General features: G+C 70.5%; 15 protein-coding genes. 8 read left to right on the top strand and 7 right to left on the bottom strand.

What is annotated here, in order from left to right; translation table 11 throughout:
• Positions 1–45 precede the first annotated feature (45 nt).
• Positions 46–1,377, top strand: coding sequence for a hypothetical protein (locus ACFO0B_RS03110; RefSeq protein ID WP_378610738.1), 1,332 nt, complete (start codon positions 46–48; stop codon positions 1,375–1,377).
• 3 nt (positions 1,378–1,380) lie between these two features.
• Here ACFO0B_RS03110 and ACFO0B_RS03105 read toward each other — a convergent pair whose 3' ends face one another.
• The gene (locus tag ACFO0B_RS03105) at positions 1,381–2,460 is read right to left on the bottom strand and encodes an AraC family transcriptional regulator (protein ID WP_378610737.1); all 1,080 of its coding nucleotides are present in this window, start codon (positions 2,458–2,460) and stop codon (positions 1,381–1,383) included.
• Between the two features lie 135 nt (positions 2,461–2,595).
• Between ACFO0B_RS03105 and ACFO0B_RS03100 the strand changes: the two genes are divergently transcribed.
• Positions 2,596–3,489, top strand: coding sequence for an acetaldehyde dehydrogenase (locus ACFO0B_RS03100; RefSeq protein WP_378610736.1), 894 nt, complete (start codon positions 2,596–2,598; stop codon positions 3,487–3,489).
• Here the strand turns inward: ACFO0B_RS03100 and ACFO0B_RS03095 are convergent.
• Complete coding sequence (locus ACFO0B_RS03095; RefSeq protein ID WP_378610735.1) at positions 3,479–5,188, bottom strand: DUF3556 domain-containing protein; 1,710 nt, start codon at positions 5,186–5,188, stop codon at positions 3,479–3,481. The two genes, ACFO0B_RS03100 and ACFO0B_RS03095, sit on opposite strands and share 11 nt — an antisense overlap.
• 540 nt (positions 5,189–5,728) lie before the next feature.
• Between ACFO0B_RS03095 and ACFO0B_RS03090 the strand changes: the two genes are divergently transcribed.
• Positions 5,729–6,583, top strand: coding sequence for a hypothetical protein (locus tag ACFO0B_RS03090; protein ID WP_378610734.1), 855 nt, complete (start codon positions 5,729–5,731; stop codon positions 6,581–6,583).
• 543 nt (positions 6,584–7,126) lie between these two features.
• On the opposite strand, the gene ACFO0B_RS03085 is transcribed toward ACFO0B_RS03090, so the two are convergent.
• Positions 7,127–7,459 (bottom strand): ribbon-helix-helix domain-containing protein, encoded by a 333-nt coding sequence (locus ACFO0B_RS03085; RefSeq protein ID WP_378610733.1) that lies wholly within the window; start codon positions 7,457–7,459, stop codon positions 7,127–7,129.
• The gene (locus ACFO0B_RS03080) at positions 7,456–7,737 is read right to left on the bottom strand and encodes a hypothetical protein (RefSeq protein WP_378610732.1); all 282 of its coding nucleotides are present in this window, start codon (positions 7,735–7,737) and stop codon (positions 7,456–7,458) included. Before ACFO0B_RS03080 ends, ACFO0B_RS03085 begins: the two co-directional genes overlap by 4 nt.
• Positions 7,738–7,855: 118 nt before the next feature.
• Here ACFO0B_RS03080 and ACFO0B_RS03075 point away from each other — a divergent pair, with 118 nt between their 5' ends.
• Positions 7,856–8,326, top strand: a complete 471-nt coding sequence (locus tag ACFO0B_RS03075; RefSeq protein WP_378610731.1) for a class I SAM-dependent methyltransferase — start codon at positions 7,856–7,858, stop codon at positions 8,324–8,326.
• Entirely contained in the window at positions 8,302–8,508 is a 207-nt protein-coding gene (locus ACFO0B_RS03070; RefSeq protein WP_378610730.1) for a hypothetical protein, read from the top strand. The genes ACFO0B_RS03075 and ACFO0B_RS03070 overlap by 25 nt, the downstream gene beginning before the upstream one ends.
• Positions 8,509–8,557: 49 nt before the next feature.
• On the opposite strand, the gene ACFO0B_RS03065 is transcribed toward ACFO0B_RS03070, so the two are convergent.
• Together ACFO0B_RS03065 and ACFO0B_RS03060 are read right to left on the bottom strand one after the other, a co-directional pair.
• A complete protein-coding gene (locus ACFO0B_RS03065; RefSeq protein WP_378610729.1) occupies positions 8,558–9,499 on the bottom strand; it encodes a tyrosine-type recombinase/integrase in 942 nt (313 codons plus the stop codon).
• 455 nt (positions 9,500–9,954) lie between these two features.
• Positions 9,955–10,326, bottom strand: coding sequence for a site-specific integrase (locus tag ACFO0B_RS03060; RefSeq protein ID WP_378610864.1), 372 nt, complete (start codon positions 10,324–10,326; stop codon positions 9,955–9,957).
• 575 nt (positions 10,327–10,901) lie between these two features.
• On the opposite strand from ACFO0B_RS03060, the gene ACFO0B_RS03055 reads away from it, so the two are divergent.
• Together ACFO0B_RS03055 and ACFO0B_RS03050 are read left to right on the top strand one after the other, a co-directional pair.
• On the top strand, positions 10,902–11,366 hold the full coding sequence (locus ACFO0B_RS03055) for a hypothetical protein (RefSeq protein ID WP_378610728.1): 465 nt from the start codon (positions 10,902–10,904) through the stop codon (positions 11,364–11,366).
• A 90-nt stretch (positions 11,367–11,456) separates the two neighbouring features.
• Complete coding sequence (locus tag ACFO0B_RS03050; RefSeq protein WP_378610727.1) at positions 11,457–12,110, top strand: DUF305 domain-containing protein; 654 nt, start codon at positions 11,457–11,459, stop codon at positions 12,108–12,110.
• 89 nt (positions 12,111–12,199) lie between these two features.
• On the opposite strand, the gene ACFO0B_RS03045 is transcribed toward ACFO0B_RS03050, so the two are convergent.
• Positions 12,200–12,781, bottom strand: a complete 582-nt coding sequence (locus ACFO0B_RS03045; protein WP_378610725.1) for a TetR/AcrR family transcriptional regulator — start codon at positions 12,779–12,781, stop codon at positions 12,200–12,202.
• Between the two features lie 96 nt (positions 12,782–12,877).
• Between ACFO0B_RS03045 and ACFO0B_RS03040 the strand changes: the two genes are divergently transcribed.
• On the top strand, positions 12,878–14,308 hold the full coding sequence (locus ACFO0B_RS03040; protein WP_378610724.1) for an MFS transporter: 1,431 nt from the start codon (positions 12,878–12,880) through the stop codon (positions 14,306–14,308).
• Positions 14,309–14,482 lie beyond the last annotated feature (174 nt).

Raw genomic sequence — 14,482 nt, 5'->3', positions numbered from 1 at the left:
ACCGGCCGAGATGCGCTCCCGCCGCAGAGCCACTACCCTGCGGGAATGGACCGTGTTGCCGGAGCAGACGAGTCATACCTCCTCGCCGAACGGCTTTTCGGGATGGCCGCGCCGATCCAGTACGCCTGGATCTTCCCCGCCGAGCCCGATCCCGCCGCGCTGGCCCGATTCGGGGATCAGCTGGCCGCCGGGCTACTGAGCCGCAAGGTGGTTCCCGCGGTGGTTCCCTTCGCCAGGCACCGCTGGGTGCGCTCGCCGCACCCGCCGGTGCTGCGCATCGAACCGGAGCCGGTGCCGGACGGCGAGATCGGCGCCTGGGCCGACCGCACCCTGCGCACCGCCGACCTCGACCCCGCCGCCGGGCGCGGCTGGCAGCTGGTCGGCACCCACACCGTGTCCGGGAAATTCGTGCTCTCCCTGCTGATCTCGCACATGGTGACCGATGGCCAGGGCCTCTACAAGGCCTTCGCCGCCGCGCACGCGGGCACCTCCATGAGCGGCCTGCCCACCGAGGACCAGGTGCGCGGCTGGCCGAGAGTCCGCGCCGACCTGAAGGATTCGCGCACCGCGCTCGCCGAGGCCGCGTCGTCCGCGCGGGTGATCGGCACCGAGCTGTGGCGGCAGCGCAGGGCCGCCGAGCCCGGGGCGAAGCCCGCCGCCGCGAAGGCCGCGCCGCGCTCGGGAACCGGCGAGTCCGGCTCCACCCTCGCCATCGTCGACGTCGACCGGCACGCCTGGACCGCGGCAGCGACCGCGGCGGGCGGCACCGGAGCCACCCTGTTCACCGCGCTGCTCGGCGGCCTCGTCCGCCGTTCCGGCTACCCGATCGCCTCCGACGGGCTGCTCAAGGTCTGCATCGCCGTGAGCAACCGGGAGGACGGCGACGACCGCGCCAACGCCTCCGGCGGCGTCTGGATCCGGGTGCCGGGCGAGATCGGCCCCGACGCCGGGCTCGCCGAGATCCGCGCGCTGAGCAAGCAGGCCTTCATCGAGTACCGCACCCGCGACGACACGCTCACCGAGAACCTGCAGCCGGTGGTCCGGCTGCTGCCCAAGGCGGTCATCCGCAAGCTCATGCGCGCGGTCCCCGGCCCGGACACCACCGTCTCCAACCTCGGCGCCGCGCCGGACAGCGCACTCGAGATCGGCGGGCAGCGCGCCGAGTCCTTCGCCATCCGCGCCATCATGCAGGGGCAGTCCGCCGCCGAGCGGCGCAGGCAGGGCCCGGCCATCGCCGCGTGGGCAGTCGAGTACGACGACAAGATCACGCTCACCTTCTTCGGCATCGACCCGGACCACTTCGGCGACGCCGAGCAGCTGCGCAAGGCGATCGCCACCGAGCTCGACTCCTGGGGGCTGGCAGGCACCCACTGGTGAGGCTCAGCGCAGCCGGTGCCGCCGGGCGGCGAACTCCGCCCGGCGCCGCGCCGGGGTGGTGCCGGTCCACCGCTTGTAGGCGTGGATGAAGCTGGCCGCCTCCGCGTAGCCGAGCCGCACCGCGATCTCCTCCACCGAGTCCGTTGTCTCGGCGAGCAGCCGGTCGGCCGTGGCGTGCCTGGCCTGATCCAGCAGCATCCGGAAGCTGGTCCCCGCCGCGGCCAGCCTGCGGCGCAGTGTGCGCGGGCTGACGCCGGCCCGCGCCGCCAGATCCTCGAACGCGGGCGCGCCGCCGCCGGGCCCGCTCAACCGGGATCGGAGCTCGCGCGCCAGCACGGCCGCGTACGGGTCGCGACGCCGGGCCAGCAGCGCGCGGCACTGCTCCACGCAGCGGGCGTGCGTCTCGGCATCGGCGTGCGGCAGCGGCCGGTCGAGCACCGAGACCGGGAAGTCGACCGAGCTGCCCGGCTGGTCGAAGCGGAGCGGGCGGCCCATGAGCCGCTGCAGCGCGGCGGCGTGCGCTGGTTGAGGATAGGAGAGCCGCACCTCGCTCGGCAGCTCGGCGGCGCCCGCCATCTCCGCGATCACCGAGAAGCCGGCGAGCAGGTCGCGCTCGATGACGAGCGGGCGCAGATCCTCGGGAAGGCCGTGGTCCAGGTAGTGCACCCGCAGCAGCTCGGCATCCTCCTCGATCCTGGCCCCGCCGAAGGCGTAGCTGAGCTCCCAGAACTCCACCGCGACCCGCAGCGCCGCGCCCACCGTCGCACCCGTCAGGCAGGCGTAGCCGTACACCCCGAGCGTGCTCACTCCGTAGTAGCGGCCGAGCGCGAGGCCGAGCGCGGGCGGGTTGTCCAGCCCGGCCGCCAGGTTGCGCAGCGCCGTGAGCTCCTGCTTCGCCGAGACCACCGAATCAGGGCCGAGCAGCTCCGGGGTGCGCACGCCGGTGCCGTCGAGCACCGCGGCGGGAGAAAGCCCGCGCTCCAGTGCGAACTCGACGATAATGGCGATCCCGAGCCCGGCGCGCGGGATCTCGGGTGCGATGTCCTCGGTCGCCCGGTACGGCCGCGGTCCTCCGGTCGGCATGAATCGCACCCTAGCGACTTTCCCGCAACCGAATGGCCGGTTTCATCAATTCCCTGTCCGGCAGTATCCTTCCGCCCGGCGCCGGAGCAGCTTAGGTTCACCTTACGTTCGAGGCGTCCCGGAGGAACAAACCCCATGCAGCCGATCAAGGTCGCCGTCATCGGCTCCGGCCCCGTCGGGACGGATCTGATGATGAAGGTGCTGCGCGGGGCCCCGACCCTGGAGATGGCCGCGCTGATCGGCATCGACCCCGACTCCCCCGGACTCGTGCAGGCCGCCGAACTGGGCGTCCCCACCTCCGCACGCGGGCTGGCCGGGCTGCTCGCCATGCCGCACTTCGCCGATATCGCGCTGGTCTTCGACGCCACCACCGCCGGGGCGCACCGCGCCAACGTCACCGCGCTGGCCGAGCACGGCAAGCGGATCGTGCACCTCACCCAGTCCGCGCTCGGCGCGCACGTGGTGCCAGGGGTGAATCTGGACGCGCACGTCTGCGCCAGGAACATCAACGTCCTCACCGGCAGCGCCCAGGCCACCGTCCCGCTCGTCGCCGCCATCGCCACCGTCACCCCGGTGCTGGAGGCCGCGGCCGCCGCCGTGGTGGCCGGAACCCCGGCGAAGGCCATGACCAGGGATCGGATAGCCGCGCTCACCGACACCACCGCGCACGCGCTGACCACCGTCGGCGGCGCGCTGCGCGCCCGCGCCTCGCTCAGCCTGGACCGCACCGACCCGCCCCGCGCCACCGTCGCCACGCTGCGTGCCGCTGTCGGCGAGCTCGACCGCCGCGGCCGCGGCGCCGTCGCCGCCGCGGTGCGGGAGGCGGCGAGCCGGGTCGCCGCCTACTCCCCCGGCTTCCGGGTGGCCGACGAGGTCCGGATCGAGCCGGGCGGGGAGGGCACCGACGAGGTGACCGTCGGGCTGGAGCTCACCGGCGCGGGCGCGCACCTGCCCGTGCACGCGGGCGGGCTCGACCTCATGACCGCGGCGGCCGTCCGGATCGCGGAGCGGGCCGCCGTCAGCTGCTGAACGTCACGGTGACGGGAACGTCGTCCTGCCAGGGCTGGCGCGTCACCATGTCGGCCACGCTGACCTCGCCGCGCTCGAACTCACCGGTGGCGGCGTCGACCAGCCGATACGCCTGGGTCTGCCGCTGGATCGGCTGCGCGTCCAGCAGCACCACCCTGACCTCGCCCGGTTCGAAGCCGCAGCGCTCCTGCAGCGCGGCGATGAGCTGCTCGCTGTGCATGTGCCCGTCGCCGAAGTTCCAGCCGAGCGCGGTGCTGCAGATCCGCTCGCCGTCGGTGATCACGTACTCGCCCTCGCGCCCCTCCGGCATGGCCCGGTGCACCAGGGTGAAGAGCGCGCGGCCGTGCGTGTTCATGGCACGGAAGGCGTAGCCGAGGTACTGCAGGATCTCCGCCCTCCCCTCGCCGTAGAACTTCTCCAACTGCGCCTGCGGCATCGAGGCGATGGCGACCACGTGCTCACCGATCTTCGCCGACCCCGACGGCTTGATGCACCACACCGTCGTATCCCAGTTCCCGGCGTAGTACCGCATGCCGGGCAGGAACGAGATGCGACGCGGGAACAGATTCCCCGTGATCACCACCGCCGCGCTCACCGCGGGGAGCAGCAGTACCGCCGGGTGCTCGAGATCGCCGAGCCCGACCCCGGCGTTGCCGACGAACAGCATCACGATCCCGATGATCATGAACACGTTCCACTCCAGCGGCACCCCCATCGGGATCGCCGTGAGAATCACCAGGTGGAAGGTCACCATGATCGCGGCCGCCACCGCGGTGAGCCAGCTTCCGGTCGCGCAGAACAGCACCACCGGCACCAGCAGCTCCACCGCCGTCCCGCCGTGCGCGAAGAACCGCGCCCGCCTGCCGGGGCGCAGGTCGTCCGGGAAGTCCTCGAAGAACGACCGCTTGAGCCGCTTGGACCTGACCATCGGGCTGTTCGACATCATGGTCGCCACCACGAACGGGAAGTGCTTGTTCAGCTTCGAGGTGGCCGCACCCATCCAGATCACCACGAACACCAGCTTCGCGGCCACGATCAGCTCGGCGCCGCTGAAGAGGAAGGCGACGGTGAGAGTTCCGTACACCTCGCCGCGCGCCGCCAGGAAGATCACCTTGTCGCGCAGCCCGAGCACCGCGAGCAGGCCCAGGATCAGCGCGATCTGCCACACCGGAAGCAGTCCGACGCCGTACCCCGGGTTCGCCCGCGTCCCATCGGCTGCCAGCGCGATCACCAGCGCGATCAGCAGCGCCGCGTACAGCGCGACGTCCAGCGGTGTCCGCGCGGTGCCCTTCGTCAACGGGATCGCCTTCGGCCACGGCGGCAGCCGGATCGTGCGCGGCCGCAGCCAGTACAGGATCGACCCCATCGGCGGGTTGTACCGATTGTTCAGCGGCCCGAACCCGCAGCCGAGCCCGACCACCTCGAACAGCAGCGTGAACAGCACCACCTTCTGGAACACGATCGGCTCGGTCCACCACTGTGCGATCGGGCCGTCGATTCCCGCCGTCGACAGCGCGATCAGATACAGCGCGAGCAGGTACGCCAGGATCTTCCCGACGTAGAACAGGTGCAGCAGCACCGGCGTTCCGAACCCCACCTCGGCCCAGTGCCGCGCCATGGGCCGGATGCGCTCAGCCCTGGTCCCCGCGCGCCAGCTCTCCAGGTCGACGACCGGCAGGTCGGGCGTACGAAAACCCATGGGGTACCTCCGCGTCACGCGTCGGGCCGAGTGGCCCCGGACACGGTGACACGTGTTGCAGTTTTCTGTCAATCGGTTGATGGATCACCGGGATGTGGCACTGGCCCGCACCCTCGCCGATCTCGGCTGGGAACCCTCCCGGCCCCGGCGCGGGAAGCAGTCTCGGTGGGGCTGCAGGGCCGGGTGGTCTCGGCGGTCAACCAGCGCGCAGGGTGGCACCGGTGCGGGGCACCGTAAGGATGGGTGCGCCGGTCCTTTCGGTGATGCCTCGACAGCTCTTCCCGGGCCAGGCCCTCCGGCGCAAAATCAGCGCTGCGGCGGTTCCGGCCCGGCAGCGCCGGTGGAGCGAGCTGACTTGCTCGTCGCAGCTCTCGATCGAGTAGCCCGGTACTCGTGCGCGAAGGTCATGCGCGGCGGTACTCAGTCTTGACGTTGCGATCTCGGTCGGGTGGGTACGCGGCAGGGTCAGAGCTCGGTCCCTCCCGGTGCCGAGGCGCCCGATGAGCGGTGAGTCGACTCGACGGATGAGCGGAGCAAACCATGGTGAACCGGACCGAGGTGCGATCAGCCGCCAACCGGTATCGGCAAGCGCTGGCCACCGGACGCCATGATCTGTCCGATTCCGAGGTCGAGCGCGCCATCCTGTGGGCCATGATCGCCGCATCCGCCCAGGACGTGGCGCACTGGCTGCATACCGAGGTGCCGGACGGGGACTTGGTGGGTCGGCCCCTGCACGACCTGGTTCCCGAGTTGCAGTCAGCCGATACGGTCGGCAAGACCTTGAGCACGGTCAACACCGCGCTACGCGGGGAAGTGAAGAGCCTGGTGTTGACCGGGGCATTCACCCAATCCGCGGTGTTCGTGTGGACGGCTCTGGCGGGCACGGTCGCGGGCTTCTTCATCCGGCACATCGCCGCGGCCGGGAACATGACCGGCCAGATGCTGTTCGCCGTGCTTTTCGGTGGGGCTGTGGCGCTGGGACCGCTCGTGCGCGTCGTCCTGGTCACCCTCAACGGGGTGGCGCATTCCGTCGGCGGGGTGGGTGCGAGCGCGAATCGGCTGCTCGCCTATCCCCGTCAAGTGGGACAAGGCGCGTCGAATGTGTTCGCCCGGACCGTCGGGACAACCCCTGGCGAACTCGGTGCACCACAGGAGTTGTTGAGACGCACTCAAGCACTGGTCTACCAGGTGAAATTCTGGGCCAGTGTCCTGGTCTACGGGTCGGTGGCTCTCGCTGTAGCAGCGGTGCTGTTCTTCCTCGTGAGCGTCGCCGAGGGATTTGGCGAGGCCATGCTCGAGCGCCAGCAGGTACCGACCTGCCTGCACGAACCCCGACCTTCGTGGTGCCCCAAACCTGGCAGTACTTTCACCTTTCCCCGGCCGACCCCGCGCTGATGCGCACAAGTCGCTGACATCGACACCGTGCTGCCCGATCCGGACGCGCCCGTCGTGGGTCAGCGTGACCTCGGCGGGCGCATCGGAGCCGACCTCCAGGTACCGGTCCGGGACCACGATCGCATCCAACGCCCGCTCCAGCTCCGGAGCGATGAGCTGAGGCGGTAACCGCCAGGGCTCGATGCCGGGAGCGGCGGCGTCGGCGTCGTTGGCGCAGCGCAGCATCGCGCCGAAGCAGGCGGCGCGCCCGAGCTGGCCCGCCAGGTCGGGATGATCGGGCATCAGGACCCGCACGACCTGCTCGGACATGATCTCGGCCTCCCCCGCTTCCCCGCGGCACGGATCCGTCCCCGCGTGGATCATTCTACGGTCATGCCCCGGCACCGCGGGCTCGGTCGCCTGACCCTCGGCGCGCCACCACCCTTGCACGAGATCCATTCCAGCAGAACACCGCCGGGCGCTGTACCCGGATTGCCGCGGCGCTGCCACAGTCCGCGGTCAAGCCGCAGCGTCGGTCTGTCGTGCACGTTTTCGTGTGCTCGTTCAGGCGGACTTCAGGTTCTGGACAGGCAGGTTCGTTACGGCCTCGATCACCGCGTCGATCGGCACCAGCCGGCCGGGGTTGGCTCCCTGGGCCAGGCCCGCGGCGATGAGTTCGCGGATCAGAGCCGACGGGGTGATGCCCCGGTCGGCGGAGGCGCTCTTGATCGCGGCGTCCATCGCGGGGGGCATCTTCAGCGAGCGGGTCACCATGCCCCGCTCGGCCTCCTGCGCTGTCGGAGGCAGCGCCGGGGTGGAGGCACCGTCTTCGAAGGTCAGCGAGCCGAGCACCGCGTCGGGGTCACCTGTGAAGATATCGTCGCTGTAGGAACTCATTGCTGAGCCTCCCATTCCTCGAAAACTCTGATGTAGGCGGGCGTCATCTCGACGGCCCGGATGATCTGCCACTGCCCCTCCGCCAGCTGGCGGAGAACGACGACCAGTGGCCGATCGCTGTCGGTGCGTCCCCACACGGTGAGCACCGGCAACCCCTCGGCGGTCCTGGCAGGCCGCGGCCGCCGCCGAGCGGAGTACAGGACCTCGATGGCCTCCCAGGGCTCGACGTCGGCATCGGCAAGAAGGGCGTAGGCCCCGGGCCACCACTCGAAGTGCACTCTATAAGGATAATACCGCGTAATACCGCTGTTTCGGCAGCCCTACCTGCCACCGGCAGCCCGCAGAGCTCTGTCGGATTCCCCACACTTCCACGGGTCCGCCCACCTCATCCGACACATGCACAATGCCCACTACAATTTGCCCGCCTTGCTCGATCTTGCCGGCAAGGTGGGCGGGCGCCGGATTCTGGACGCCGGGTGCGGCGCGGGCTCGCTGTCGGCAGCGTTGCGGGCCCGTGGTGCGCGGGTGACGGGTGTCGACGCCAGCCCCCGCATGCTGGACCTGGCTCGACAGCGCCTCGGGACCGAGGCCGAGTTGTACGTCGCCGATCTCGCCGAGCCGCTGCCGTTTGCTGACGACGAGTTCGACGACGTCGTGGCGTCATTGGTTCTGCACTACCTGCGCGACTGGGGCTCGGTCCTGAGCGAGATACGGCGCGTGCTGGCTCCTGGCGGACGGCTGCTGATCTCGGTTGAGCATCCCTTCGCCAACTTCTTCGGCCAGCATCTGGCTGGGCACGACACCACTACTTCCACGCCCGCAACCGCATCGAGGAATGGACCATGGGCGGGCAGACCGCCCGGCTGAGCTTCTGGGACCGCCCACTGCACGCGATGACCGAGGCCTTCACCGCAGCGGGTTTCCGCATCGGCGTCATCAGCGAGCCCCCGGCGTTGCCCACTGTCCGTGAGCTGTTCCCCGAGGGGTATGACGAGGACACCGGTATGCGATTCCTGTGCTTCTTGTTCTTCGTCCTGCATAACGACTGACCGCCACCGCATCACCGGACCGGCCCGCAGTCGGGCCCGAACCCGCAGCTCAGTGGGGTGTTGTTTCGAGGTGGCGGCGTTTGGTGGCGATGTGGCGCAGGGTTTGTTGCAGGGCGTCGATCTCGCCGAGCCATTGTTTGTCGCGGGCGTGGTCGAGGCGGTCGCGGGCGTTGGCGGCCATGTCGTCCAGGCGTGGCGCTTGTGTGGGGTCCAGGCGCAGGAACGGGCAGCGCACGCAGGCGTGTTCGTGGATGCACGGGGTGCCGTAGGGGCGGAAGCAGTCGCCGAGCTCGACACGGCGCAGCAGGAAGTGCTGTTCGAACTCGGCCCATTCCGCGCTGGTGGCGTCGCAGTGTTCGGCCGATGCGCGCAGGGTGCGCCGGTGGGTGATGAACTGCTGTTGGTGGGTGATGACGGCGTCAGGGAAGACGGCGGTGTAGCCGCGGGTGGTATCGAGGTCGAGGTGGCCCAGCAGCGAGGCGACGATGTGCAGTGGCAGCCCGGCGCCGACGGCGTCGGTGGTGAACAGGCGCCGGAAGTCGTGCGGGGTGAACGCGACCGGTGTCCCGCTGTCGGAGATTCCCGCGGCGAGTGCGGCGGCGTTGAGGATCTTGCGGACATAGTGGGCTGACAGCACTTCCTGGCGTGCGCCGACGGGGCGGGCGAACAGGTGCGGCCTCACTACCCCGTGGACGCGTTCGTGGCGGTCGTGGCGCACCGACAACGGGATCGCGCCGCGCCCGGCTTTGGCGCGGCGCTGGACCGCGACCAGGACCTCGACGAGTTCCGGGCTCATCGGGATGAGTCGCTCGATGTCGGTCTTGGACGGGGCGATGTGCAGCAGCGGCACCAGAGTGCCGGTCGTGGCCGGGGTGTAGTGGCGGATCGAGAGCTGGGCCAGTTCCAGAACTTCCTCGATTCGCGCACCGGTCAGGCGCAGGGTCTCGATGAGCGCCCAGGCCCAGAAGCAGTCGGCTTCGAGTTGGCACATCGATCAGCCCGCGTTTGATGCACAGCTCGGCCGGCCCGGCGGCCCAGATCCGTGCACGTTGCTCGACGGTGGAGTTCAGCGGCGGGTCGTGGCGCCGGTACACGACGTTGTCGACGGTGAATTCCTCGCCGTGGGCTGATGTCGCGGCAGCACGCAGCAGGCGCTGCGCCCACTGCCGGCGCGCGGCCGCGGTGTCGGTCGGGGCCGGGAGCAGGCCGGTGAGCATCCGGGTGCGTTGCTGCATGCGGGTCTTGGTGATGGCGCGGATGTCGCTGTCGCGCACCGGTGAGGGGACGGCCCAGTGCGCCCAGCGGGCCGGCTCTTCCAGCGCCCATTGGCCGATGTCGCGGTAGAACGCGCGCGCACGGTGAACAGCACACCGGTGAAGTCCCCGCGGGCCTTGCCCCGGATGGTCACCGCCAGCTGTTCGCGCCACGAGGCGACGACGGCGGGGCTCAGCCGCAGGTCGTTCTGGGCGGGGTTGACCTGCAGAACCGTCCACCAGAACAGCCGGGCCAGGTGGTGGGCGATCTGGTTGAGGCTCGAGTAGTCCACGCTGGGCGCGATCTCGTCGAGGTAATCCACGAGCAGGTCCCGCGAATCGGGTTGACCGAGTCCAGCGGTGCCGCTTCCGGTGAGCGGCGCAAGCGCTGCGGGTTCGGCGCGGTACGCAGATGCTCGACCAGGCCGCGGACATGCCCGCGCTCCGCGCGCTGCCATGCCACCTCGTGGACATGGAGGAAGCGCAGCCACCGCAGCAGATCGAACCCGTAGCTGCGCAGAGAACTCGGGCTGAAATCGCACGCGGCCAACTCACGCAACCACATCCCACAGGCGTCATGCGGCTCGTCCGGGAACCGCACCTGGAACCCCGGCGGACCCGCCATCGCTTCCACCGAACCGATCACCGGCAACCCGGCAACCCGGCAACGGGCACACTCACGTTCGACTCCCACGTTGACCGTCACGCGCAGACTGCACGAGATCGGCTGCTAGTTCAGTCAACATGACGCGGTCTGGCGGTGTGCCGGGGCGGGCGCTGGCGGCTCTACTCGCGCACCGGCGCCGACATCGGTTCTCCGGGGGGTCGCCCGCGCGCCAGGCGCTATTCTTTGAGAGTTGCAGCAGCTCAATGCCTTTGAATCGGAGCGTAGCAGATCACGACAGGTGTGGTGCAGCGGTGCAGGGGTGTCCGTACTTCGGATTGGCGCCGTGGTGCGTGTTCGGGCGGCGGGATTGTCGACGTGGTGGTGGATCATGCGGGGGCGTGCGGTTCGCCGAGTTCGTTGGCGGGGCCGCTGAGCAGACGGGCCAGCGGTGGCCGCCGCTGAGCCGAGGCACCGCGGAGCGCCCGCTGCAGAAGCGAGGCGGGCACCTCGGCCTGAGCTAGGTTGGAGTCGTGATGTCCGAGACGGCCGGAGCGCTGCTGCGCTCGATGCTGTGGGCCACCCTGGCGGTGGCCGTGCTCGGCATGCATCACACCCCGACGCTGGTACAGGCGACCAGCCATTCGATGCCCACGGTGGTCGCCGGTCACGACGACCACCACGCGATGCCCGCGTCGGACTCCCCATCGATGGCGGCTGGTCACGGCGATGGCTGTTGCGGGCAGGTGGCTGCGGGTCAGACGCCGAGTCCGGGCGCGGGGCCCGCTGGTGAGGGGCACGGTGGTCATGACCTGTTGCACCTGTGTCTGGCAATAATGACTGCGCTGGCCGGTGTGACGCTGATCGTGCTTGCGCTGGCCTGGCGCGGGCCTGCGGCGGTGCCGCGGATGGGCGGGGGGCTGCGGCCGGGGGCGTTCGCGCGGCCGCCGCCGTTGCCGGTGGCGCGCAGGCTGGCTGTTCTGTGTGTGTTGCGGCAGTGATCGACGCCCGCCGGGCCCGGTGACGTTTCCCGGGTCGCGGTGAGTTCCGTCCTGTCCGTTTCACCCTTTTCGCACTCACAGGAGTAGCTCATGTCTTCCAAGACTGTCGTTTCGGCGCTCGCGGTGGCCCTGGCCTCGGCCGCGATTCTGACCGGTTGTAGCAGCACCGATGATGCGGCCGGTCACGACGGCCACACCGGTGCCACCACGACCGCTTCGGCGGGCCCCAGCACCACAAGCGCGCAGAGCCAGGCGCGCAACGACGCCGACATCGCCTTCGCGACGGAGATGATTCCGCACCACCGTCAGGCGGTGGAGATGGCGGCGCTGGCGTCCTCGCGCTCGACCAACGCGGCGGTGCTGAATCTGGCATCGCGGATCCAGGCGGCCCAGGATCCCGAGATCGCCACGATGACCGCGTGGTTGCGGGCGTGGGGAGCGCCCGTACCGACTACCGCTGGCGGGGGGATGGATCACGGTGGTACCCCGATGCCGGAGATGGGCTCGGGGTCGATGCCGGGGATGATGACCGACGAGCAAATGTCGCAGATGCAGGCTGCCAGCGGTACGGAGTTCGACCGGATGTGGCTGACCGGGATGATCGCTCACCACCAGGGGGCGGTCGAGATGGCGCGCACCGAGCTGGCGCAGGGTTCCAACCCTGATGCCAAGGCGCTGGCTCAGCAGATCGTCGACGCCCAGCAGGCCGAGATCACCGAGATGCAGGGGTTGCTGCAGGGCTGAGTGGCCTCGGGGTGATCGACGCGGTGGCCCCGCCCCGGCCGTGACGGCCGGAGCGGGGCCACTGTCGGTGCTTCTCGGGGTCTCCGGGTTCAGGCGGGGTCGGGGCGCAGGGCCGAGCGGATCGTCGCGGTGACCACGGCGGGGATTTGTTCGGCGTGCAGCCGTCCGGCGCGCAGCTCGACTGCCGCGCCGTGCAGCACGTAGTGCACGAGGTTGACCTGCCACTGCACGGGCATGTCGGTGCGGATCACGCCTTGGTCGCGGCCGCGGTGCACCAGCGCGGTGAGCCGCTGGGCCGGGGCGGTGTGCAGCTCGCGGATTCGTTCCGCGCTCAGGACCGGCTGGGCGGCGGTGAGCAGGGCGGCCGATTCGGCCACCAGCGCCCAGCTCGAGCCGAGCAGCATGGTCAGCGCCTCGTCGGCGTCTCCGTCGAGGTCGAGCCCCGACAGCGTCTTCTCCCCTTCGGCCAGGGCATCGGCGAGGGTGGCGTCGAGGAGTTCGGCGCGGGTGCGGAAGTGGCCGTAGAGAGTTTGGCGGCCCACCCCGGCGGCGCGGGCGATGTCCTCGACGCTGGCATCGGGATTCGCGGCGAGCTGTGCGCGGGCCGCGGCCACGATGGCGGCGATGCTGCGCTGGGCGTCGGCGCGGCGCCGGGGGCGGGCGGTGGTCATGACCCCGACTCTATCTCGGACGGGCATGTACGGGTTATCGTTGACGTTGCTTTAACTCGTACATGACCGTACGAGTTGCTTCGATCAGAGGACGCGATGACCCACCACGAATTCGACCCCGCCTCGCCGCCGGGCGCCGCAGAGACGAAAGCTCGGGAATCCGGTAGCGGTGCTCACCCGCGGCGGTGGCCGATTCTGGGCTTGCTGGGGCTGGGTCAGCTGATGCTGATTCTCGACGTCACGGTGGTCGCGCTGGCCCTGCCGCACATCGGCGAGGATCTCGGGCTGGGGCGGGAGGCGCTGACCTGGACGGTGGCGGCCTACACCTTGACCTTCGGCGGGCTGATGCTGCTGGGCGGGCGGATCGCCGATCTGGTGGGCGCCAAACCGGTGGTGCTGGCCGGACTGATGATCTTCAGCCTCGCCTCGCTCAGCGCGGGCGCGGGCGATTCGGCGTTCACGCTGTTGGGCGGGCGCATCGGCCAGGGCGTAGGAGCGGCGTTGCTGTCTCCGGCGGCGTTGTCGCTCGTGGTGACGTTGTTCGCGGGCGAGGAGCGCAACAAGGCCCTGGGGGTGTGGTCGGCGCTGGGCGGAGCGGGTGCCGCGATCGGGGTGCTGCTGGGCGGGGTGCTGACCGCCGGGCCGGGCTGGCCGTGGGTGTTCTACGTCAACGTTCCCATCGGCTTGATCGTGGCAGGCGTGCTGGCCTTCTGGCTGCCCACCACCACCACGCCCGGACCGCGCCCGCGGCTGGACATCCTCGGTGCGGTACTGGTCACCGCGTCCTCGGCGAGCTTGATCTACGCGCTGGTCGGCGCCGGTCACCGCGGATGGGCCGACGCGGTGACCGCGGGGCTTGTCGGGGCCGCCGCGCTGGGGTATGTGGCGTTCGTGGCCTGGCAGCGCCGCACGGTGGCGCCGCTGATGGACGTGCGGTTGCTGATCCGCCGCCCGGTGGCCATCGGCACGTTCCTGATCCTGATGGCCACCGCGTTGATGATCGCGGTGTTCTTCTTGGGCACCTTCTACTTCCAGCACCATCTCGGATACAGCGCCCTGCGTGCCGGGCTGCTCTTCCTGCCGGTCGCCGTGGCCACCATGGCCGGAGCGACGCTGACCGGGCGCGTGCTGGCGGGGGCGGGGCCGGTGCGGCTGGCCGTGATCGGGCTCGCGGTGGCCGCTACCGGACTATTGATCCCGGCGGTGTGGCTGTACCCGGTGCCGGTGGTGCTCGGGGTCGCGCTGGCCGGTGCGGGCACCGGGGCGTTGTTCGTCGTCGCCTCGGCTACCGCACTCGGGCAGGTCGCCGCGCACGAGTCCGGGATCGCCTCGGGCATCGTGAGCACTTTCCACGAGTTCGGCGCGTCCCTGGGTGCCGCAGTCACCTCCAGCGTCGCCGCCGCCAGCCTCACCGGAACCCTCACCACCGGCTACACCCGCGGCTTCGCCGCCGCTGCCGGCGCGGCCGCGATCGCGGCCGTGGCAGTAACAGCGGTGGCCCTGCGCCGCGGCGGTACGGCGGACTGAACCAACCGCGACCATCGGGAGCCTGCGGGGCCCGGCCTCCGCATCGCCACCGTGATCGCCCAGCGGCGCGTCCTTCGCGCCACTGTGACCGCCGTGCCCGCCGCCCTGACCCGGATGTGCGCTCATGTCGTACAGCCCCGCCGCCCGCAACCGCGCCGGCTCACCATCGGGATC

This window comes from Nocardia jiangsuensis (assembly GCF_042650385.1).
Lineage (GTDB): Bacteria > Actinomycetota > Actinomycetes > Mycobacteriales > Mycobacteriaceae > Nocardia > Nocardia jiangsuensis.
The sequence above is the reverse complement of the archived record's forward strand: the minus strand, read 5'-3'. Positions and strand labels throughout refer to the sequence as shown.